Genomic DNA, 21,061 nt, shown 5'->3' with positions numbered 1-21,061 from the left:
AGGGGGGTCCAGATTCACCCGTCGCCAGGGGGTCAGCTTTCAGGCGTCGTCAGCACTCAGCTCGTCTCGACCAGTCGCCTGAGCAGGGGAAACGTTACCGGCGGACTTCGGCAGACTGCCTCGGATGCGAGCCCGCTGCTGAAGTACTGCTGAAGTGCCCCGGACCTATAGCAAGGTCAGCTCCAGCCGCGTGCGACAGCCCAGAGGGAGAGTCCACGGCCCTCACGACGGAGTGCACGCCAAGTCCTGATCGTCCGCATAGGTCCGGACCATGCTTGAGACAATCTCGACTGTTCATCGAACACGTGTTCGCGAGCGACGTCCTCCAGGCGCCGGGTCAGAACGACGCGTACAAGACGGGCGAGAAGAGCAGCCCGAAGAAGCCGAGGAGCGCCGCAGCCGTAGCGACGCCGTGGCCGGCCTGGCCTGTGCGGTCGCACTCCCTGGCGCCGATGATTCCGAAGATCAGGCCAAGCACGGACCCGATTCCGCCGAGCCAGAGCAGCGACATCAAGAGGGCGAAGATCGCCGTCCCGCTGGTCACACCGGAGGGCGCCTGCGGCTGCTGCACGACGAACACCGGAGCCGACGTGTTCGGGTGCCACTGCCAGTACCCCGGCATCCCGTTCGGAGCGGGCGGGGCAACGAACTGCGGTGGCATCGGCTGCTGCGGCACTGAGTTCTGCCCCTGCGCCGGCACGCCCGCCTGCTGGCCTTGGTTGTCGCTGATCTGCGTCATGTCGCCCCCGATGTCGTGGTTCGAGCATCAGTTCGACCGAATGGCGTTTCGTGTTACGTCCACTGCACCAACCGGCTCCGGGGTCTCTCCCTCGGCGGCGCGGGGTCGCCTCGGACAGGTCGATCGTGCTGGGGCAAGGGCCACCTCCTCCACACCGCCGGACCGCTCGCTGAACTTGGCCCTTGCGGCGGTGCGAGCGGGCTGTCAGACCCCGGAAGCGCCGGCGAGGGAGAGACCCCGTCCCGACCACCACCGCACTCCCGACCCGCTCGGCACTCGGACCCCCTCTCCTGAGGTCGGTGTCCTGGTCCAGGGCGGAGCGCCTGGTCGCCGAAGGCACGCGCTCTCCCGCCCGCTGATTCCGTCCGTCGCCGTCTCGCTGCTCTGACCGCCAGGGCCGCGAGACGGCCCTCCTGACGCGCCCACACCGCAGACCCCGACGGGTCCTGTGGTGATGCCGCGCGTCCGCATCCGGTCACATGCCATGAGACGGCCTCTTCGAGAGGTCTCGCCGTGTCCCACGCCCCCACCTCGAGCACCCGGTCCCGTACGTCCTCAGCGGCGTCGCCGGCTCGGTCGTCGCGGCGCTTGCTGCCTGCCCTGCCTGATCCGTGGCGCACATACACGCCGGCGCCCGCTTCCTCGTTGTCGTCGTGGGCGGCCGGGGCAGGAGTGGCCGGCACGCCGCAGCGGGTCGAAGACAGGAGCGACCGGCGTAAGCCGGTCGCGACGGACCCGGCCGCCGCCCCGGCGCCAGCCGAGGGCCGGCCGCCTGGGCTTGTTCTATGTGCCATATCGGGCCGCGGGCCCAGCGACAGCACCGACACCGAGGCTGGCGACCTCGACGAGACATCGGTCCCGGACTCGGTCGCGGGGCTGTGGACCCCGGCGTTCCCCTCCCCCGCGCTCGTCGACGCGGCCGCCGCGATGCTGCCCGCGATCCGCGAAGAGCCCGGCACCCTCGCGGAGGGACCGCGGTGGGAGCTGACCGTCGGCCCGGGCGTGTTCGCGGTCGCCTGCCACGACTGGGCACGCCGGGAGCGCACCGCAGAGCGGGCCCGCGCCGCGCACGTGAAGGACATCGACGCTGCGGTGGCCGCGCACATCGCCACCGGCGAGTGGCCCGACCCCCCGACACCGCGGACGGCGATCACCTCGTGGTCGCGCAAGAGCAGGGCGAACATGGTGCGCCGCCTCTGCGAGCTGGACTACACCCCGCTCTACGCCTCGGGCCGGCTGCCGGCGATGGTGACGCTGACCTACCCCGGCGACTGGCTCACCGTCGTCCCCACCGGCGCCGATCTGAAGCGGCACCTCAAGGCGCTGCGCAAGCGCTACGCGCGCGCCTGGGGCGAGGAGTGGGCGTGCGTGTGGAAGCTGGAGTTTCAGCGCCGCGGCGCTCCACACGTGCACATGCTCTGCACCCCACCGCACGGCCACGCCCGCACCACGGGCGAGACCTTCGCGGTGTGGCTCTCCGCAGCGTGGGCCGACGTCGTCGACCACCCCGACCCCGAACAGCGCCGCCGCCACGCACGCGCCGGCACCGCCCTGGACTACGCCGAGGGCCTACGAGCCACCGACCCACGCCGGGTCGCGGCCTACTTCACCAAGCACGGCCTCATGGCCGCGAAGGAGTACCAGCACGACGTGCCACCCGAGTGGTCCGAGCCCGGCACCGGCCCCGGCCGCTTCTGGGGCGCTTGGAACCTCGATCGCGCCACCCGCACGGTGACCGTCACCCCGGAAGTCGGCATAAAGGCGGGCCGCATCGCCCGCCGGTGGGCCCGCGCGCAACGTCGCACTAAGACAGTCAGTCGACCCCGCATCGACCAGAGCACTGGCCGCACCCGCTACCGCCAGACCCGCACGCGCGCTGAACTAGTGACCAGTGGCAATCGCGGCTGGATTAGCGTGCATAACGGCGCCAAGTTCGCGGTTAAAGTTGGACAATACGTAGGCGACGGGCCACGACTCAACAGCCAGACGCTACACTCCTGAGATTAAGCGATAGTTGAGATATACGCCAGCCATCGGTCATTGAGTTCGATCTCTACTGACTCTCTAATAATTGCCAAGAGTTCGTCGACCGTTACCCCGCTTGCGTCGTTTAGTGCCATCCCAAAGCCCTTAAGAATTGCCAAGTCCACCGAGTCGCTCAACCCATACCTATGAGCCTCGAGCGCCGTAGCGGCACAGACGTTCTGGAAACCCTTTACCGGTTGGCCTGCATAGGGTCGGGAGACAAAGAAATCCCGGACTTGATCGTCACGTAGCAGGCGCAGCGCGTCGCAGATCACCTCCACTCCGGAAGGACTCATCGGAGCGATTGCTCGTGGATCACGCCGCGCAAGGTTCAGCATTGACTCAATGGATGGCATGATGCCGCCACTGGTGGCAATGAAACGAAGACCGTGCCCCAGAAGGCAGACTTCTTTTCGTGCTGCGTTGTGCCGGCTCAAATCTATCAGACAAGACTGACCGGCGATCTTCCACACGAGATCGATCCGAATCTCACCCCACAAGACCATCTCGGGTAGCAACTCGGGCGCGTTTCGGAGTACCCAACGAGTGTCTTTTTGCTTAAGCCTTTCGGCCTTCAGATAAAGAACAGCGCCGGCCGCGGCCTCCTTCCCTGCCTTCTCGGTCGGTTCCGTCTTGACGAGCTCAGAAGCAAGCTTTGTAAGTTCCGGCCTCATCTCCCAAGGCAGATCTCGCAGCACCGTCGAGTTCTTGTAGTTCAGACCCTCGTCGTGGAGGGCCCGTAGCGTGGCGGTGAAGAGCGCCCTTCGAGTCCTCGGCGCGACGGTTCTTGATTTCAAGGTACGGAGAGCGAACGCTAGGCCGCGCGCATCGTACTGGACCGTCAGGGTTCTACTGCGGAAAACAAGATAACGAAGGCAGTCGTCAACGCCGTCAGCGCTTCGCTCGTCAAATCGAGCAAGAGCAAGCTGCGGAATGACATCGGTAGAACCCGCGCGAAGCAATCCCATTATGATCTGGGAGAGGTCCTCCGCATCCCGGGCAGATCGAGCATAGTGGCACGCTGCGAAGTATTCCATGAATGTACGGTGGGAGAATCCGAGGAGGACTTCCCCGCTACCACTATTCCCGACCTTACTGAGCAACCAAGCACGTCCACAGCAGTAGCTCACAAATCGCTCGGCCTCAGCGTCAGCTTCAAATTCGTCGTCAACGAGGTGGCGGAGCAGGAACTGCTTCACAATCGTCTTGACAACTCTGGCGCTCTCACCGCCCTGGCTCCGCTGTTGCTTGAAGAAGTGCAGGGCGATCTCTTCGACCAACCGGTGGGCGCCGGTCGATGAGCGAAGCGCACTCCTCACGTTCCGTACTCGATCCCACCTGCCAAATAGCAATTCAGCGCACTGCTCGTATACTTCAGTAATATTATGCGGGATAAAGCCCTCATGCTGATACAGAAGACACATAAGGGAAAGCATCAAAGGGTTCGATCGGAGCTCCGCAACATGCACGCTTTCCTCTATGAAGGATTCCGCGATCGAAGTTGCATCTTGATCATGATAGATGGGAGCCAGGGAGAACCAGCTCTTCGCGTACTCTGAAACTTGATCATCATCAAAGTCGGATATCACAAATGACGGAAACATCAGGGGGTCAAGCGGAGCGCTCTCGTATCCCTGTCGTCTTGTCGTAACTATTATCGGGACGAGAGGATACCTCCTGCCGAAGGACTCGATCGAGTCGACGACAGAGCGTCGCTCATTCGGATCGATCACCTCGTCGAGCCCATCGAAGACAACTAGTGCTATGCCGAGGTCTAGCAAATCAGATGTAGCGGACGATTCAAGCTCGACGTGTAGCTGATTCTGTAGTCGACGAGTAAGTAGCTCAACAAGATTTCCTCCGCCTTCGGGCCAGCGTTTGAGTTCAAAATGCAACGGTACTGCGTCGTCTTCCGCGCTCCTCGCTAACTGGTTGAGCAATCTCCGTGCGTACGTGCTCTTTCCCGCGCCGGGACTGCCGACCACAACTCGTCGGACATTGGCTATGTCCGACTCCGGTAGGTATTCCAGGTCACTGGGAATCAGCGACTGCGCTCCGGATTTCTCCCAGGAGGCAGGCAACTGTGCGAGTTTACGGGTAATGTAAAGACTATCGATATCTACACGGACGTTCTCGCGCGCGTGCGGCATCGCCATCTCGGAGTACGTCTTCGTGCTGAGACTCTTGATAGTCGACACCAGCGTCCGGACGTTCTCGCGTCGAGGTCGGTTCGAGGCAATGTACAGCCGCTGAGTAAGAGTGGTCCTAAGCGGGCTTTCGTAGTCTCTGTGATTGGAGAAGCGCAGATAGAACAGCAAGTCCATCTCCGATATGTGGCTTCGGCTTCTCAGCTCTTGCAGCGACAAAGATACGATATCGGTCAAGATGTGCCACAGCTTGAGAGCGGCTTCCGGGCCGGCAGCATCCTCGATGTCCATCGCGTCGGCAAACTCAAGAACGAACGTCTCCCGCATCGCGTCAAGGTTGTCCGGCGAAGTCATGTCACTTGACAGCACTAGTGCATAGGACTCGAGGAGCCCGGCACACAGGCGACCGTCGAGGAACTTCTTCAGCTTGGCTTCCTTCTTCCTGTACTTCTTGAGCTCAGGCCACATCTCCAACTTCTTGAGCTTCGCTGGCTCAAATACTTCCGCTCTGGCGATGGATCGCCATGCGGGCGCTGAGGCGCGGACAGCCATCGCGGACACAGCTTTCGCGGCCGAGGTTGCGGCCGCAGACACTATTGGGTCCATCTAGAAGCGCCTCCCGGCTTGCTGGGCTCGAGCTCAATGAGTGCCATCTTATTGTCGTGGGTGCCTTATTGACCTCGGCCGATGCTGCCACTCGTGTCTTTCCTTCTCTCCCAGTCTCGTAGTTCAGCAAGCAGCGTCTGCAACGGCGGTCGGTCCTGATGGAAGTCCGCTTGTCTATTTAGGACCTTCTGGATAGTAGGTGGATCACCGTCGATGGCAGTGGCGACGCGGTCAAGGAGGGTTCTAGGGGGCTCCCGACGAACCGTCTTAAGCGCCGGTTCGGGGCTAGCTTCCGCGATCCAGTACCCGGCCGGACGATGTCGGAATACGCGTCTCGTCGTTGAAGCATTGCCAGTATTTCTCGATGTTCCTGGTCGTATCCATGGCCCGCGGCTAGGCGAGTGCGGTGACGATGCCGCAGGTCCGCAGCAATGTTGTCCATAGGGTGCTGGACGATTAGCTCCTGGCCGCCACGGATGAATTGAACGACCACGGGACTATCATCGAGAACAAGCACATGCACCGTCTCCTCGCCGCGGCGAACGATGCTCACTGTGGACGACGGACCCTCTCCAGGGACGAGGGCGACGTTGTCACCGGTGGTCCTAATGGCTGCGGCGAGGGCGTCGCGCAGATCGATGCCGTACTGGCTGATAATCTGCTCGATGGGCGCCAGTCTGAGTGTGTCGACGTACTCGGTCGCGTCGGGGCTGACCTTCGGGCCGTAAGCAGAGGCTTCGTCAAACACGACAACAAGTCCGCCTGCGGTGAAGCAGCGGTCCTGGTCGGGGGGGCCGTCCCCAGCGGGTAAGACGGCGTGCTCGATGCGCAGTGAAGCCATTAGGACCACCGTAGGGGGCCTGGCTAGCCCTACATCGGACCAGCCAAGTCGGACCCCTCGGAGGCCACGGTCCCGCTACCGCAGGTCACCCGCCGCGTGCTGGACGAGTACCGCCGGCGCCAGGACGCGGACCGGACGAAGGCCGCCCGTTGCGAAGACCACGACCTCGTCTTCCCCTCGACCATCGGCTCTGATGAAGCCGCGTGACCTCAACCGGCACTTCGCCGAGCTGCGGGACCGCGTCGGGATGCCCGACGTCCGGCTCCACGATCTGCGTCGCACGTCTGAAATCTCGAGCGCGCGACCGCACCATCGGCGTCCGGCCCGAGGACGGCATCCAGGTCGGCCGCATCGCTCACCGCCGGGCCAGGGCTCAGCGCCGCGCGCAGCAGACCTGGAAGCCACGCACCCGGGCCGCCAACGACCGCGCACGGCTCCGCAGGTCCCGCTCCCGCGTCCGGCTCATGACCAACGGAAATCGCGGCTGGATAGCGCTCAACGCTGGACCAGCGTTCGCATCAGCAGTCGCTCGTTATCTAACTTCCTCCTGGAAGCTGCTACTTAGCGAATCCCAGGAGCATCATCTTTGAACGCTCGACTGCATCCTTACAGTTACTAAGCTTCTCGTCCGTCAGAACGATGCGCAGGGCGTCGAGCGCCACCTCGATTGTCTCTGCTCTGAGCGTCTCCCGCTCGGCCAACTTCGGCTCGCTCGCCCCGTGGACGAGCTTGCTTCGGGTATTGTAGAGTTCCCTCAGCCTCTTGAATCGACGCGCCCTCGCGTCGTCGTCGTCAGGCTCTAACAGCCGCGACAGGGAGCCGCACACTTTGAACATGGTTTCTGGCGTGTCGCCGAACAAATTTTCCCAACACATCACCGCATCGATCAGCCCGTCTAGCGGGTCAGCTCGCGAAGTTGCAGCCGAAAGGAGGCGCCTCACGCCAATTTCGAGCGACTGTGTCTTACCTACGATCTTGGAGGACCACGCTGCGACCGAAGTCGCGAGGTCAGGGGTTAGTGTCACAGCCGCCATCGGCGGCCACGAAACACTTGAGTAGCTGTGGGATTGACCAACATTCGTCGGATCGAGAGGTCCCCAAGCGCATAGAACTGGGGCGATGATTGATGGTGCCTCTGAAGCTAGCACAAACGACAAGCGCGTGTGCTCGATCCGATCGCGGAACGCAACGTGAAGCCGTTGCACCTCGTCTTTGTTGCGCTTGGGCGGGATGGGCGTACCCGTGGCCGCGAACGGGGATGCCTGCACCAACTTCTCCGGGAAGTCTGTCAACAGGATCGCCGTAACCGGGGGACCGTCTGCCGAGAAGACCGGCGCCTGGACTTCCAGGTCCCATGGGTAGACGAATCCTAACGATGGAAGCTCGACGGGCGAGCTTTCAGGGAGGAGAACATTTCCGAGGGTCGCTACTGCCGCGACGTTGGCTTCTCTACCACTCGCCAACAACCTAACCAACTGAAGCGTCGCCTTGACCTGATCGAGAATGGCGCCCAAATCGACCACTTGTTTGATACGGCAGAGCGCGAAAGAATAGTGGATGATGGCGTCGGGCAGCATCGCGAGTTGCAGCGTTTGGCCGTGCCCGGACTGCCATTCCGTATAACTACGGACGGAATACCAACCGAGGTCGTCATCGGCAGCTGGAGCGTCAAAGCCGGGAAAGAGCTTCCTGAGGTCTTCGTCCTCAAGAGCTGCGCGGTAGAAGTCCCTGCTTGCCACAAACGATCCCGTATGAAACTTCATTAAATCGGGAAACTGAGTCGGCTCCCACTGCATGAGAGTCGAAGGGTACGCCTCAAGGCAAAGTTTTAGGATCGCCTCACCGACTCGGTCATCCGATTGCGCATTCGGGAAGGTCCCCCCAAGCTCTGCCCGAGCCGTCGTAGTCGGTCCGGTAGTAAGGAGTCCTGAGCTCATAGTCGGCGTGATGATCTGAGCACGAGCGAAGTTTCTGGCATCGCTAGAGGGCTGTTGTAGTACCGATGACGTCCACGGGTGGAGTGACATTAGTATCGCCTGCCGATCCTCGCTAACGTCGTCCGGAGAGTAGGGCAGCTCGTCCAGATTCAACGCCCATCGCGCAAGGGGCTCGCCAAACGCCCTCACGAAGTCGTCGAGGTACGTCGCAGATTCGGGAGTCGGAATTGACAATTGGTTGCACCCGTTCGAATTCTGGCCGCCACCGGGCTCGGCCGAATCAATACTTGCCTTGTAGTTCCTGCGCTTGAAGGTAGCGCCCAGCGGTTCGCGCCCAACGCCGACTTTTCTCCTAGTTCGATACGTCGTCAGCAGGTTGCACCACCGGCGAGGCAGCCTCGAATTGATGGATTTTCTCAATCAGGTCGGAAGATTGATGCATCCAACTACTCACGAGCGTGTCGCTTGGGTCGACGGGCCCGCCGCCGGAGATGTCGTTGTAGGCGTTGTCGACACTGTTGAAAAGAGAGTGTGCCGCTTCTCGAACCGACTTGCTCGGGTGTCTCTGAGCGATGCCCCTGAGACGGGCCAGAACTTGCGCGGGAGTTAGAGACTCTTCGGGGCGACTGCGTTGAATCGCCATGAAGTCATAGTCTAGCCCGTGCTCATCGATGAAGAGTTCCTCAAACCAGTCGTTGACAGCGATAGCGGCAGGCAAGGTCTCCTCTCGTGCGTCTGAATGCGCTTCTTCGGCCCGAAGTAGACCTTGATGCTCTCTTTCATTTGCTTGAAGTTCAAGCTTGTGACGCTCTTCGGCTTCGCGCTGCAGCGACTTGAACCTCCGCTCGCGACTGTCGCGAAGGAGAGTCAATAGCTGATTCACGACGCCGGCCGTGGCGCCAGAGCCTAGTGCGGCAAGCAGAATTTGACCCCAAGTGACCACTTGGCCCCCCAGCTATCTTGGCAGAGTTGACGTCGGCTGTCACAATAGTGTGTGGCCGTCGTGCGCTCGACTGCCTGGCGGCACTACATTCTCGTTGAGCGCATCTGTGACCCGCACCGCGAACGCCGGACTCATCCGGTTGAGAGCGTCTTCAACGGTGAGCCACGCGACTTCGACACTCTCATCGGTGGGCTGGGCCGTTCCGCCGATAGGATGACACCGATACACGAGGGCGACCACCCCCTTCGACAAGTTCTTGTAAACACCACTAAGGCGTTCCACCTCGACGCGAACGCCGGTCTCCTCAAGGACCTCGCGCACCACTCCGCCTTCGAATCTCTCCTCTAGCTCGAGGACGCCGCCCGGGGCTTGCCATTGACCGTTGTCCCGGCGACGGACGAGGAGAACACGGCCTTGGTCGTCAACTGTGACGCCGGCGACGGAAACCGAGTGAAGTGGGCTTGAATTCACCTGAAGGTCACCACGGCGGCAGTCTTGTCGTCATGAGGCTTGAAGCGCGGGAGTTCGAGCGCGGCGGGGTCTTTGTTGTCTTCCCACTCGTGCAAGTCGTGAAGCAAGTCCTGCAGTTCGTCGTGGTCGCGTCGCGCGACATCGTCAACCGGGATACCAAGGTGGCATAGCGGCTTGTCGACGCCATCGGTGAGCATCACGAGCCAGGGCAGGTTCGCAGGCACAATGTGGGTAACGGCCTCGTGGCCCGCCTCCGGCCTAGCCTCGGCAATCCAGTAGCCGCCGGGCGCGTTGAGCAGGGGCAGCTGCTCGGCGCGGACAGCGCGAACTATCTCGCGATGTTTCTCGTCGTAGCCAGCGCCCTGACGTAGCCGCTCGTAGGCCTTCGTCCTGCTCGGAAGGTCGAGCCGGGCCAACCGGTCGTCGGTGAGCAGCTCGCCATCGGGGCCGAGGTAGATGGGGCTGTCGCCCAGGACAAGAAGGTCAACCTCCTCGTCCCTCCGGCGGGCGATGCTGACGGTTGAGGACGGCGATTCCCCTGGCATCAGGCGGAGGATTGCGACGGTCGAGCGGATGGCGTCGGCGAGCGCGTGCGGTAACGGGATGTCCGGCTCGGCGTCCAGGACCTCGATGAGAGCCGCGGCCAGGTGGTCGACGTAGTCGGCGACGGTGACCCGGGTGTCGCTGCCTGACGCCCCATCGAGCACGACAACCGCGTTCTGACCAACGCGGACTCGGTCCTCGTTGGGAGCGTCGCCCGCGGGGAGCTCGGCGCTGACGACGTGGAGGGCAGCCGGGCTCATTGCTGGGCCTCCTGGTCGGCGGTGTCGTTCTCGGCGTTCCACTCGAAGTGCATGATCCATTGGTAGGTCGGCAGGACGTCCTCGCGGTACTCGACGGCTGTGCCGTCTTCGAGGTAGGCGATGTGGACGATCTCGTATACCTGCTGGGTCTCCGACAGCGCGAAGAAGCGCTCCTCGGCGGCTGAGGGGGTCCGGACCCGCACGTCCTCGGTGAACTTCACGGGGCCCTTGCCGATCTCGGCGAGGCGTGAGTAGGTCCCGCCCGGGCCGGTGTCAACGTCGGTGACGCCGGCCTGCTCGGCGAGGTCCCACGGGAAGTACGAGGTGGCGAGCAGGACCGGCTCGTCGGAGGCGAACATCTCGCGCTTGCGAATGAGCACCATCTCGCCGACCTCGAGCCCGAGGACGCCGCGCGCGGTCTCCGGGGGTGCGACCTGCGCGAGCTGGGCCAGCTTGGTCGACGGCTTGAGACCGAGGCGCCTGATCTCGAAGTCGAACGCGCCGCGGCTGCCGTCCTCCTCGCGCGAGCTGCGGGCGTATCGCCGGCTGCTGTTGCGCCGAATCGGCGGGATGGCGCGGACCACGGTGCCCCGGCCCCGGAGCACGCGGACCAGCCCCTCGCCACGGAGCAGCTGCACGGCTCGGTTGATGGTCACGCGGGAGACGCCGTACTCCGCGGCGAGCTCGGACTCGGCCGGCAGCGTCGAGCCCGGGGCGTAGTCCTGGCGCTCGATGCCTTCGCGCAGCAGGTCGGCGACCTGTCGGTACTGCGATTTCGCCGCCTCGAGCGCCACCGCCAGTCCCTCCTCGTGCTCACCAGTGCCGGTCAGTGCCTATCAGTGGCCGTCAGTCCGCCACCCTAGTGACAGGACGTCCTACGTCCTACTTGCGATGCCCTCGTCGAGTGCTACCTTCCACACACAGGACGTCGGACGTCCGACGTCGTATGTGTAAGGAGGTCGCCGTGCAGGTGAGTGAGGACCCCGGGGCCGGCCGCCGACAGGTGCCCGGCCCGGAAGCAGCAAGAAGGACCGACCTATTGCTCGCCGCCCTAAACGACGGCGCCGAGGCGGTGAGGCTGGCCAACCACGCGGCTCGGGACGGGCTCGTCGAGGTGGTCGGTCTCTACGGGGCGCTCGGCACCGTCGTGACGCTGGTCGACCGGCTCCCGCAGGTCGTGCTGTTCGCGCAGCGCTGCGCCCTGGCGAACGGCACGGCGGGACTCGTCGACGACATCGGGCGCGACCCCGGCGAGCGCCTCGTCGAGTTCATCGCCTGGCTAGGCGAAGGCCATGCCGGGCTGCTCGGCGCCGGACGAGCGCTCGGCCGCGGCCACGCCGCGCTCTCACACCTCGGCCACCGACCCGTGCACGCCTGACCCAACCCCAGGAGGAGACATGATCCAGAACTTCGCCATCGACCAGGCCGCGACCTTCGAGTCGCTGCTGTTCCTGTCCTGCGAGCCCAAGACCGCGTTCGGGGACGCCTTCCGGCAGGAGACCACCAAGGATGGCCTGCCCAAGTGGGAGGCCCAGCTCGTCGCCCGGTTCCGCCAGTTCGGGCGGGCCACCAACGAGATCATCAAGGTCGGGCTCGTGGCCGAGCGGCAGCCCGCCGAGGACCTCACCCCCGCCACGCCGGTCGAGCTGGTCGGGTTCGAGATCGGCGTGATGGACAAGAAGGACCGCGAAGGCAACGCCACCGGAGCGCAGGTCTGGTACCGCTGCCAGGAGGTCCGTCCCCTTACCTCCACCGCGCCGCGTACTCGGCGAGGCGAGGCTCCGACGCAGACCGAGGCGGTCGCGTCATGAGCTGGCAGACCCGTGCGGCGTGCCGCGATGCCGACCCGGAGCTGTTCTTCCCGGCCTCGGATGACTGGACGACCTCGGCGAACGCTCGAGCGTTGCTCGAGGCGGGGCGGGTGTGCGCCGGCTGCCCAGTGCGGCGGGAGTGCCTGACCTACGCCGTGGAGTCGGGCCAGGCGTTCGGCATCTGGGCCGGGCGCTCCCCGCTCGAGCTCCGCGCGATCCGCCGTGCCCGAGCCACCGGTGTCCCGGACCCCGACGTCGATCGCGACGCGATGTGCCCGGCCTGCTCGCTGCTGTTCGCGGTGCCCGCGGTCGACGGGTCGGTGTGCTGGCTGTGCGAGGAGAAGGGGCTCGCACCGTGACCGCCCTCGAGCGCGTCGAGCGCGCCCACACCGGCTACCGCTCGGGCGCCTCCCGTGGGCCCGGGCTGCTGTCTCGGATGCGGGAGCGTCGGGCTCAGCGCGACTACGAGGCCTCCGTGGTCGCGTTCGCGAATGCGCTGCGCGGGGAGTTCCGCGAGGCCTGCACCGGGCTGGGCATCTGCCACTACGTCCAGGTCGCCGCAGGCATCACCGTCCGCACCCCCCGCGTCGGCGAAGTCCGCCCCGGCCCGCCGCTGCGGTTCACCGTCGAGCTGTTGCCCGGCCAGGAACCCTCCGACTTCACCCGCAAGGAGAACGGGCCGCGGCTCGCCCACACCCTCGGCGGCCACGGACTGCGCGTTGAGCCCCTCACCGGGCGCTGGGTCAGGCTCGTGGTGCTCGGGCACGACCCGCTGACCGACGGGTTCGGGCTGCCCTCCCTCGCCGTCGCCTCGGGGACCGACGCGGTGGTCCTCGGGCGGACCGAGGACGGCATCACCCTCGGCCACGCGGTCACCGACCCTGCGCATCTCGGGCTGCAGGGCCAGAACGGGTCCGGGAAGTCCGCGTTCTGCTACGGCCTCCTCTCCCAGCTCGCCGCCGCACCCGACGTCCTCGTGACCGGCTCCGACATCACCGGGCTCCTGCTCGGCCGTCCCTGGGACGACACCGCTCACCGGCCACACCAAGTCGTCGGTACCGCCGACATCGCCGCCCACGCCGTGCTGCTCGAGGACCTCGTGGCCGAGATGGACCGCCGGCTGACGACGATCCCGCCACGCCGGGACAAGGTCGACGCGTCGCCAGAGTGCCCGACAGTCCTGGTGGTGCTCGAGGAGTTCCCCGGGCTACTGCGCGCCGCAGACGGGCTGGCGAAGCCCAAGCGCGGCGAGGGCGTCCCGGTCGGCGACCGCATCCGCTCCGCGGTGCTCCGGCTGCTCTCCGAGGGCCGTAAGGCCGCGTTCCGAGTGCTGATGCTCGCCCAGCGCTTCGAGGCCACCGCGGTCGGCGGCGGTTACGCCCGCGACCAGTTCGCCCTGAGGCTGAGCTTCAGGGTTCCGGCGGACTCGCTGGAGATGCTCCACGGCACCGACGCCCGCCGCTTTGGGCAGGAGCACGCCAACGCCGCCCCCGGCGTCGCCTACCTCTCCGGGCTCGGACGGGACTGCGAACGCATCCGCGTCCCGTACCTCGGCGACTACGGCGAGTACTGCGACCGCCTCGCCACGCACGGAAGGCCGGCGCACCGATGAACCTGACAGCAATGGTCATCATCGCCGCCCTCGTCACGGCGCTGCTGGTCAAGAGCCACAAGGCCGCACCCGCGCTGGTCTCCGGCGTCGTCGCCCTCGTCCTGCTCTTCGCTGCCTTCCCGACCCTCGGGCCCGCGGTGAGCAGCTCAGCGGGCGAGTTCGCCGCCCAGCTCGGCGGCGCCGCCGACCGCGCCGCCGACGTTCCGGACGACGGGCAGCAGCCATGAGCGGCCACGAGGACGTCCGGGCGTTCCAGTGCCGCATCAGGGTCCTCCTCCGGCCTCTCGCCGGCCTCGACCTCACCGACGCCGACCACCGCGCCCTGGTGGCCATCGCCGAGCTGGACCACGCCACCGCCACCGCTGTTGCCGGACTCCTGCGCCGAGCCCGGCAGGCCTGCCCACTCCGCACCACCGACCCGAGGAGCTGACATCGATGGACGCGCTGCTCTACACCGCCGAGGAAGCCGCCGAGATTCTCAAGATCAGCCGCTGCAAGGTCTACGACCTGCTCCGCAACCGTGACCTCCGCTCGGTCAAGATCGGTGGCTCCCGGCGCATCCCACGCACGTCGCTCGAGGAGTACGTCGCCGCGCTGCTCGAGGCGGAGGCCGTCGCCTGATGCCCGGCAGGGAGCGCAAGCGGGGCAAGAAGGTCAACGGCGAGGGGAGCATCTACCAGCGCGCGAGCGACGGCCTGTGGCTTGGCTCCGCGTACGTCTACACGGCGTCCGGCCGCATCGAGCGCAAGTACGTCTCCGCCAAGTCGTTCGACGACGTGAAGGACAAGCTGCTGCGGCTGCAGTCGAACAACGAGCAGGGCATCCCGGTGCCGGACCGCTCGATGACGGTCGCCGAGTACATGGAGCACTGGCTCTCGATCGTCAAGGTCGAGCGCCGGCTCACGACGTACCACGGCTACGAGTCGGTGGTCCGGCTGCACATCGTCCCGATCCTCGGCAAGAAGCGCCTCGACCGGCTCATGGGCGCCGACGTCCGGCAGTTCATCAACACGGTCCGAGGCAAGTGCCTGTGCTGCACCAACGGCCGTCACGCGCGCCGGAAGCCGAAGCAGCCGGCGTGCTGCCGCCCCGGTCTGCCGTGCTGCGAGCGCCGACCGACGCCGCGGCAGGTCCAGTACGTCCACGCCGTGCTGCGGAACGCGCTGGGCAACGCCGAGCGCGAGGAGCTGGTGATGCGCAACGTCGCCAAGCTCGTGAAGGTCCCGACACCGAAGTACAAGGTCGGCAAGGGCCTCACGGTCAGGCAGGCCAAGACGCTGCTCGAGGCGGCCAAGGGGACGCGCTGGTACGCGCTCTACGTCACCGCCGCCACGCTCGGGCTGCGTCACGGCGAGCTGCTGGGGCTGCGCTGGCAGGACATCGACTTCGAGCGCGCCACGCTGACGGTGGCCCAGACGGTCGCCCGTGCCGCCGGCGAGCTGTACATCGGACCGGCCAAGTCGGATGCCTCGGAGAGCACCATCCCGCTGCCCAAGGTGACCCGTCGCGTCCTCGAGGAGCACCGCCGGCATCAGGACGACGAACGGACGTCAGCCAGCCGCTGGGAGGACCACGACCTCGTGTTCCCCTCGACCATCGGCACGCCGAGGGAGCCGCGGAATCTCAACCGGCACTTCGCCGAGCTCCGGGAGCGCGTCGGGATGCCCGACGTCCGGCTCCACGATCTGCGCCACACCGTCGTGAGCCTGCTGCTCGACCTCGGGACGCCGCCGCACGTGGTGCAGGCCATCGCCCGGCATGCGCACATCGACGTGACGATGGCGATCTACGCCCACACCAACCTCGACGCCATGCGCCAGGCCCTCGACGCCATTGAGTGGGAGGACCTGTGAGGGCGGTTGCTGAAGTCGTTGCTGAAGTAGCCCCGACAACGACGAACGCCCACCGGTCGTTTCCGCTGGTGGGCGCTGGTGGCCAGGGGCGGGGTCGAACCGCCGACCTATCGCTTTTCAGGCGATCGCTCGTACCAACTGAGCTACCTGGCCGGACGGCCGAGGAACCCCTCGACCGGAAGAGCGACCCAGACGGGACTCGAACCCGCGACCTTCGCCGTGACAGGGCGACGCGCTAACCAACTGCGCCACTGGGCCTTGATCGTGCAAACCAGCGTACCCCCAACGGGATTCGAACCCGCGTTGCCGCCTTGAAAGGGCGGAGTCCTAGGCCGCTGAACGATGGGGGCGCGACCCTCTGGCTGAGGACCTTACCCGCCAACGGCGTACCCGTTGGGAGCGACGCAAGCATAGGAGACGGGCCTCAGGGCTCCGGCACCCACCCCCTGGAGCCATCCGACGCGCGGCCGACGTGCGGGCCCAGCACGGCGGTCATGCCGCCCTCGCGGCGCCAGCCGTCGAGCCAGGCGGGGTCGGCCACGCAGCCGAGCACCAGCTCCCAGTTCTCGCAGACGCGGCGGGCCAGGTCGTCCAGGCCGGTGATGGCGAGCGAGGCGACGAAGGCGCCGCCGGACACGTCGGTGAAGGTCCGGGCCAGCGACGCGGGGTCCACCGTCGGCACCAGCAGGCCGTCGGCCGCGGCCCGGGCGAACAGGTCCTCGAACACGTCCTGCCAGAAGCGGTAGGGCCAGCCCGGACGGTGCGGGCCGGAGAAGCCCTCCGAGCACAGCCGCTGGCCGGCGCGCAGCACCGGCCCGTCGAGCTCGTCCTGCACGGCGCGGGCGACCTGCGCCGCCGTGCGGAGCGGGTCGAGCCCGAGCGCCCCGCAGCGCTCCACCATGGCGCGGCAGATGCCCTCCATCTCGTCGACGACGGCGAGCGCGATGCTCTCCTTCGAGACGAAGTGGAAGTACAGGGCACCCTTGGTGACCCCGCTGCGCTCGAGGATCCGCGACAGCGAGGCCTCGTGGTACGACGCGGCGGCGAACTCCTCCGCCGCCGCCCCGAGGATCGTCCCCCGGGTCGCCACCGCCCGCGCCTGGCGCGGCGCCTCGCCGCGCGCCCCGGGGGACGCGCGTGGCGGGTCATCGGCGAGCTCGACCATCGGTCGTCACGGTAGCGGCACGGCGCCGGAACGGTCGGCGCCCACGCGCAGAGATCGTCCAGGGTCGGACGGTCCGGGCGTCAGCGCCGCACGGGAGGCGGGTCGCCGCCCTCACCGATCAGCCCGAGCATGTCGAGCAGCTCGCGGCAGTCGTGCGAGTCCAGCGAGTTGCGGGCGACCGCGATGCGCGCGCGGTGGACCTGGTCATCGCTGACCCCGTACACGTCCGCCGCCGTGCGCTGCGCGGGGACCGACGGCTCCTCGGGCGCCGAGCGCTCGGGGTGGGGCCCCGTCGGTCGTCGACGAGGTCCTGACGTGGCGTTCATGCTGGCTCCCGGTGGCCGCCTGGTCCCGACCCACAGCAACACCTGACACGGCGGGACACCCGGACGATGTCGACGCCGGTCACTCCGCGTGCCCGTCGCCGTCCCTCGTCCGAGTCGCGACGACGCTACCCAGCCGCCCGTCGGGATGCAGCCCCCTTCCCGAGTGACGGCACGAGCGATTTCCGAGCGCCCGCTTCGCCCCGGTTCGGTGACGCAGAGCGACCGCGCAGGGCCGGGACGGTCACACCGCGGCGCGACGACTCCCGACCGCGCACGCGGCCGTACGGGCGGTGGCTGAGAGGCTCTCAGCGATCACGCGGCGACTCAGTCGATCAGCGCCTGGTAGACGAGCCCGCGCAGCTGGCTGCGGATCGGGTGGGCGCTCGAGGGCAGCAGCTGGGTGAAGAACATCGCAGTGACGCGCTCGACGGGGTCGACCCAGAACGCGGTGCTGGCCGCGCCGCCCCACGCCATCTCGCCCGCGCTGACGGGGACCTTGTAGGCGACGGGGTCGAGCACCACCGAGAAGCCGAGCCCGAACCCCACGCCGTGGAACGGCATCTCGGCGAACAGCGGCCGGCCGACCTGCTCGAGGTCGAGCCCACCCGGCAGGTGGTTGCGGCCCATGTAGTCCACCGTCCGGCTGCCGAGCACGCGGACGCCGTCGACCTCACCGCGACCGAGCAGCATGCGGGTGAAGCGGTGGTAGTCGGCCGCGGTCGACACCAGGCCCCCGCCGCCACCGAGCCAGGTGGGCTCGATCGCCTCGCGGGCCATGGCGCCCATGCCCGCCGCCTCGGCCGACAGGTAGCGGCCCGTCGCGGGGTTCGCGAGGTAGAGCGTCGCCAGCCGGTCGGGGTCGTCGACGGCGAACCCGGTGGCGGTCATCCCCAGCGGGCCGAGCACGTTCTCGTCGAGGAACGCGTCGAGCGTCTGCCCCGACACGACCTCGATGAGCCGCCCGAGGACGTCGGTGGCCTGGCTGTAGTTCCACTCGGTGCCCGGCTGGAACACCAGCGGCATCCGCGCCCAGGCCCGGACGCAGCCGGCGAGGTCGAGGTCGGCCGGCGCGGACCACTCGAAGCCCGCGGCCCGGTAGAGCTCGTCGACGGGGTGGGCGTGGTGGAAGCCGTAGGTCAGGCCGGCGGTGTGGGTGAGCAGGTGCCAGACACGGATCGGCTCGGTGGCGGCCTCGAGCAGCGGCTTGCTCGACGACCCCTTGACGTAGACCTGCGGCTCGGCGAACTCGGGGAGCCACCGGCTGATCGGGTCGGTGAGCTCGAAGGCGCCGCGCTCCCACAGGACCATCGCCGCCACCGACGTGATCGGCTTGGACATCGAGTAGATGCGCCAGCGGGTGTCGTCGGTGACCGGGAGCCCCGCGTCCACGTCGCGGTGGCCCGCGCTCGCGGAGTGCACGATCCGCCCGTCGCGGGCGACCACGGCGTGGTAGCCCGCCAGGCGGCCGTCGTCGACGTAGCGGGCGAAGTGGTCGTCGATGCGGGCGAGTCGCGCCGGGTCGAAGCCCAGCTCCTCGGGATCGGCCTCGATCTTCAAGCTGCTCGTCACTTTCGCCACTATGCCTCCGCGAGGAACCTCCGCAACTCGTCGAGCACCTCGTCGGGCCGCTCCTCGGGCACGAAGTGGGCGCAGCGCTCGATCGCCCGCCCGCGGACGTCGTCGGCGTACTCGCGCCACAGGTCGAGCAGCGGCAGCGTCTGGCCCATGACGCCCTCGGCGCCCCACAGCGCGAGCAGCGGCTGCGTGACGCGGCGGCCGGCGCCGACGTCCTCCTCGTCGTGTCGGGAGTCGACGGAGGCGGCGCGGTAGTCGTCGAAGCCGGAGCGCAGGGCCCCGGGCTGGGAGAACGCGCGGACGTACTCGGCGATCGCGGAGGGCTCGAGGCCCTCGCGGGCGTAGGTCCACTTCTCCAGGAAGTAGCGCAGGTAGCCCTCGACGTCGGCGCCGGCGAGACGCTCGGGCAGGTCGGGCTGGAGGTGGAAGAGCCAGTGCCAGTACTTCGCGCCGAGCTCGGCGTCCATGAGCGCCCACGTGGCGCGGGTGGGCGCGATGTCGAGTACGGCGAGGCGGGTGACCTCGTCGGGTCGGTCCAGCGCCCAGCGGTGGGCGACGCGCCCGCCGCGGTCGTGGCCGACCACCGCGACGCGGTCGAGGCCGAGGTGGCGCACCAGCGCCGAGACGTCGGCGGCCATCGTGCGCTTGTCGAAGCCGCTCGTCGGCTTGTCGCTGGCGCCGTAGCCGCGCAGGTCGGGGACGACGACGGTGTGGTCGGCGGCCAGGCGCGGCGCGACGTGGCGCCAGCAGTGCCCGGTCTGCGGCCAGCCGTGCAGCAGGACGACCGGCGGGCCGGTGCCGCCGGCGCGGTAGTGCAGCCGCACGCCGTTGACGAGCGCGGTGTCGGGCGTGAGGGACGCGGGGGAGGTCACGCGGCCGCATCCTGCCCGCGATCCGGGGCGTGCGGCCATCGCGGCGCTCAGCCCACCATCGGTCCCCCCGGACCGCCGGGGCCGGGCTCGGGGGTGGCGCCGGGCAGCGGCGCGAGCGCGGTGGGCCGGTACCGATCGCCGTCGCGGCGTCCCGGCCACGACCCCGCCCCCGGGCCGTCGACGACGGCCGCCGTCGCGTCCACCGCCCCGGTGCGCCAGAGCCGGTCGCGCATCCGCCGCACCAGGCCCTCGGCGTGGCACAGCGACGCGAAGTCCTGGGCGCGCGCCGCCGTCACCGCGCGCGGGGTCGTGCGGACGTGCGCGAACTCCTCCAACGCCGGCACGATCCGGCCGTCGGCGTGGTCGAAGGCGCGCCCGAGCGCCGCGGCGTCGACGATGTCGACCGCCAGGCCCTGCGCCGTGTGGGGCAGCATCGGCTGGGCGGCCCCGCCGACGACGGTCATCCGGTGCCGGGCGCCGCGCTCGAGCGGGGCGTGGTGGCGGTGCACCCGCGGCGACGCGTGGGCGACGGCGTCGCCGGCGGCGGCCCGCACCTCGGGCGCCGTGCTGGCGAGCAGCCGGGTGACGACGGCCGCGACGCCCTCGCGGCGCATGTCGTCGAGGGCGTCGACCCGCACCGTCACCGACACCTCCCCGCCGCCGGGGACCGCGCACTGCGTGACGTGCAGCGACGGCGACGACCACAGCCGCAGCACGTCGTCCGGCGGCGCCGGGCCCGGCGCGCGGTGGACGAGGAAGGGGCTGGAGAGCGCGTGCCCGCCCCCCAGGTGCGGACGGACGCGGCTGCCGGGCCCGTCGGCGCCGACGACGGCCTCGGCGCGGTAGCTCACGCCGGCGTCGTCGGTGACGAGCGCGGCGTCGCCCAGGTCCTCGATCGCCGCGGCGCTGCGCCCGTAGGACACGGTGACCATCTCGTCGGCGGCGCAGGCAGCCACGAGCTGGGCGCGCAGCGCGGCCTGCGGGGCCAGGAGGTACGGGCGCCCGAACCGTGCGCGCACGACCGGCCCGAGCTCGGCGACCCGCAGCAGCGCCCCGCTCTCCGCGTCGGCGTGCGCGAGCCGCCGCGGCTCCCACGCCCGGGCGGCCACGGCCTCGGCGAGGCCCAGCACCGCCAGCTCGCGCAGCGCCGCCGGGGTGAGGACGGCCGGTCCGCCGTCGCCGTCGTCGGGCTGGTCGCGCTCGAGGACGTGCACCGGGAAGCCCTGGTGGGCCAGGAACAGGGCCGTCGCGAGCCCGGCGAGACGGGAGCCGAGCACGAGCAGCGGTACGGCAACCACGGCTCACCTCGTTCACCCGCGCGGACGACACCAGCGT

General features: G+C 67.8%; 22 protein-coding genes and 3 tRNA genes. 9 read left to right on the top strand and 16 right to left on the bottom strand.

Annotation, left to right across the window (positions count from 1 at the left end; translation table 11 throughout):
• Positions 1-337: 337 nt before the first annotated feature.
• The gene (locus tag ABD994_RS02240) at positions 338-739 is read right to left on the bottom strand and encodes a DUF4190 domain-containing protein (protein ID WP_345410731.1); all 402 of its coding nucleotides are present in this window, start codon (positions 737-739) and stop codon (positions 338-340) included.
• Between the two features lie 672 nt (positions 740-1,411).
• Between ABD994_RS02240 and ABD994_RS02235 the strand changes: the two genes are divergently transcribed.
• Positions 1,412-2,740, top strand: a complete 1,329-nt coding sequence (locus ABD994_RS02235) for a rolling circle replication-associated protein (RefSeq protein ID WP_345410730.1) — start codon at positions 1,412-1,414, stop codon at positions 2,738-2,740.
• A 2-nt stretch (positions 2,741-2,742) separates the two neighbouring features.
• Here the strand turns inward: ABD994_RS02235 and ABD994_RS02230 are convergent, their stop codons facing one another.
• The 7 genes from ABD994_RS02230 to ABD994_RS02200 form a co-directional block, all read right to left on the bottom strand.
• The gene (locus tag ABD994_RS02230) at positions 2,743-5,517 is read right to left on the bottom strand and encodes an NACHT domain-containing protein (RefSeq protein WP_345410729.1); all 2,775 of its coding nucleotides are present in this window, start codon (positions 5,515-5,517) and stop codon (positions 2,743-2,745) included.
• 178 nt (positions 5,518-5,695) lie between these two features.
• Complete coding sequence (locus ABD994_RS02225) at positions 5,696-6,358, bottom strand: hypothetical protein (protein WP_345410728.1); 663 nt, start codon at positions 6,356-6,358, stop codon at positions 5,696-5,698.
• A gap of 557 nt (positions 6,359-6,915) precedes the next feature.
• Positions 6,916-8,154 carry a hypothetical protein gene (locus ABD994_RS02220; RefSeq protein ID WP_345410727.1) on the bottom strand — a complete coding sequence of 413 codons (1,239 nt, stop codon included), beginning with the start codon at positions 8,152-8,154 and terminating at the stop codon, positions 6,916-6,918.
• A gap of 493 nt (positions 8,155-8,647) precedes the next feature.
• On the bottom strand, positions 8,648-9,178 hold the full coding sequence (locus ABD994_RS02215; RefSeq protein ID WP_345410726.1) for a hypothetical protein: 531 nt from the start codon (positions 9,176-9,178) through the stop codon (positions 8,648-8,650).
• A 99-nt stretch (positions 9,179-9,277) separates the two neighbouring features.
• Positions 9,278-9,709, bottom strand: a complete 432-nt coding sequence (locus tag ABD994_RS02210) for an NUDIX domain-containing protein (protein ID WP_345410725.1) — start codon at positions 9,707-9,709, stop codon at positions 9,278-9,280.
• Positions 9,706-10,512: a PP2C family serine/threonine-protein phosphatase gene (locus ABD994_RS02205; RefSeq protein WP_345410724.1), complete on the bottom strand. Its 807-nt coding sequence runs from the start codon at positions 10,510-10,512 to the stop codon at positions 9,706-9,708. Before ABD994_RS02205 ends, ABD994_RS02210 begins: the two co-directional genes overlap by 4 nt.
• Positions 10,509-11,306 (bottom strand): GntR family transcriptional regulator, encoded by a 798-nt coding sequence (locus ABD994_RS02200; RefSeq protein ID WP_345410723.1) that lies wholly within the window; start codon positions 11,304-11,306, stop codon positions 10,509-10,511. The genes ABD994_RS02205 and ABD994_RS02200 overlap by 4 nt, the downstream gene beginning before the upstream one ends.
• Before the next feature lie 170 nt (positions 11,307-11,476).
• Here ABD994_RS02200 and ABD994_RS02195 point away from each other — a divergent pair, with 170 nt between their 5' ends.
• Genes ABD994_RS02195 through ABD994_RS02160 form a run of 8 tightly spaced genes read left to right on the top strand, consistent with a single transcriptional unit; the run spans position 11,477 to position 15,788 of the window.
• Positions 11,477-11,890: a hypothetical protein gene (locus ABD994_RS02195; protein ID WP_345410721.1), complete on the top strand. Its 414-nt coding sequence runs from the start codon at positions 11,477-11,479 to the stop codon at positions 11,888-11,890.
• A gap of 19 nt (positions 11,891-11,909) precedes the next feature.
• Entirely contained in the window at positions 11,910-12,323 is a 414-nt protein-coding gene (locus tag ABD994_RS02190) for a hypothetical protein (RefSeq protein ID WP_345410720.1), read from the top strand.
• The gene (locus tag ABD994_RS02185) at positions 12,320-12,682 is read left to right on the top strand and encodes a WhiB family transcriptional regulator (RefSeq protein WP_345410719.1); all 363 of its coding nucleotides are present in this window, start codon (positions 12,320-12,322) and stop codon (positions 12,680-12,682) included. The genes ABD994_RS02190 and ABD994_RS02185 overlap by 4 nt, the downstream gene beginning before the upstream one ends.
• Entirely contained in the window at positions 12,679-13,935 is a 1,257-nt protein-coding gene (locus ABD994_RS02180) for a hypothetical protein (RefSeq protein ID WP_345410717.1), read from the top strand. Before ABD994_RS02185 ends, ABD994_RS02180 begins: the two co-directional genes overlap by 4 nt.
• Entirely contained in the window at positions 13,932-14,162 is a 231-nt protein-coding gene (locus ABD994_RS02175) for a hypothetical protein (RefSeq protein WP_345410716.1), read from the top strand. Before ABD994_RS02180 ends, ABD994_RS02175 begins: the two co-directional genes overlap by 4 nt.
• Complete coding sequence (locus tag ABD994_RS02170; protein WP_345410714.1) at positions 14,159-14,365, top strand: hypothetical protein; 207 nt, start codon at positions 14,159-14,161, stop codon at positions 14,363-14,365. The genes ABD994_RS02175 and ABD994_RS02170 overlap by 4 nt, the downstream gene beginning before the upstream one ends.
• Positions 14,366-14,370: 5 nt before the next feature.
• A complete protein-coding gene (locus ABD994_RS02165; RefSeq protein WP_345410713.1) occupies positions 14,371-14,556 on the top strand; it encodes a helix-turn-helix domain-containing protein in 186 nt (61 codons plus the stop codon).
• Positions 14,556-15,788: a tyrosine-type recombinase/integrase gene (locus tag ABD994_RS02160; RefSeq protein ID WP_345410712.1), complete on the top strand. Its 1,233-nt coding sequence runs from the start codon at positions 14,556-14,558 to the stop codon at positions 15,786-15,788. Before ABD994_RS02165 ends, ABD994_RS02160 begins: the two co-directional genes overlap by 1 nt.
• 76 nt (positions 15,789-15,864) lie before the next feature.
• Here the strand turns inward: ABD994_RS02160 and ABD994_RS02155 are convergent.
• From ABD994_RS02155 to ABD994_RS02120, 8 genes are all read right to left on the bottom strand, one after another.
• Positions 15,865-15,941: transfer RNA gene (locus ABD994_RS02155), tRNA-Phe, on the bottom strand.
• A 31-nt stretch (positions 15,942-15,972) separates the two neighbouring features.
• Positions 15,973-16,046, bottom strand: a tRNA-Asp gene (locus ABD994_RS02150).
• A gap of 19 nt (positions 16,047-16,065) precedes the next feature.
• Positions 16,066-16,138, bottom strand: a tRNA-Glu gene (locus ABD994_RS02145).
• 74 nt (positions 16,139-16,212) lie between these two features.
• A complete protein-coding gene (locus tag ABD994_RS02140) occupies positions 16,213-16,953 on the bottom strand; it encodes a TetR family transcriptional regulator (protein WP_345410710.1) in 741 nt (246 codons plus the stop codon).
• A gap of 80 nt (positions 16,954-17,033) precedes the next feature.
• Positions 17,034-17,279, bottom strand: a complete 246-nt coding sequence (locus ABD994_RS02135; protein ID WP_345410708.1) for a hypothetical protein — start codon at positions 17,277-17,279, stop codon at positions 17,034-17,036.
• A gap of 324 nt (positions 17,280-17,603) precedes the next feature.
• Complete coding sequence (locus ABD994_RS02130; RefSeq protein WP_345410706.1) at positions 17,604-18,848, bottom strand: serine hydrolase domain-containing protein; 1,245 nt, start codon at positions 18,846-18,848, stop codon at positions 17,604-17,606.
• A gap of 8 nt (positions 18,849-18,856) precedes the next feature.
• Complete coding sequence (locus tag ABD994_RS02125; protein ID WP_345410705.1) at positions 18,857-19,726, bottom strand: alpha/beta fold hydrolase; 870 nt, start codon at positions 19,724-19,726, stop codon at positions 18,857-18,859.
• A 47-nt stretch (positions 19,727-19,773) separates the two neighbouring features.
• Positions 19,774-21,024 carry an FAD-dependent monooxygenase gene (locus ABD994_RS02120; protein WP_345410703.1) on the bottom strand — a complete coding sequence of 417 codons (1,251 nt, stop codon included), beginning with the start codon at positions 21,022-21,024 and terminating at the stop codon, positions 19,774-19,776.
• Positions 21,025-21,061 lie beyond the last annotated feature (37 nt).

The organism is Actinomycetospora chlora (assembly GCF_039542135.1).
GTDB lineage: Bacteria > Actinomycetota > Actinomycetes > Mycobacteriales > Pseudonocardiaceae > Actinomycetospora > Actinomycetospora chlora.
The sequence above is the reverse complement of the archived record's forward strand: the minus strand, read 5'-3'. Positions and strand labels throughout refer to the sequence as shown.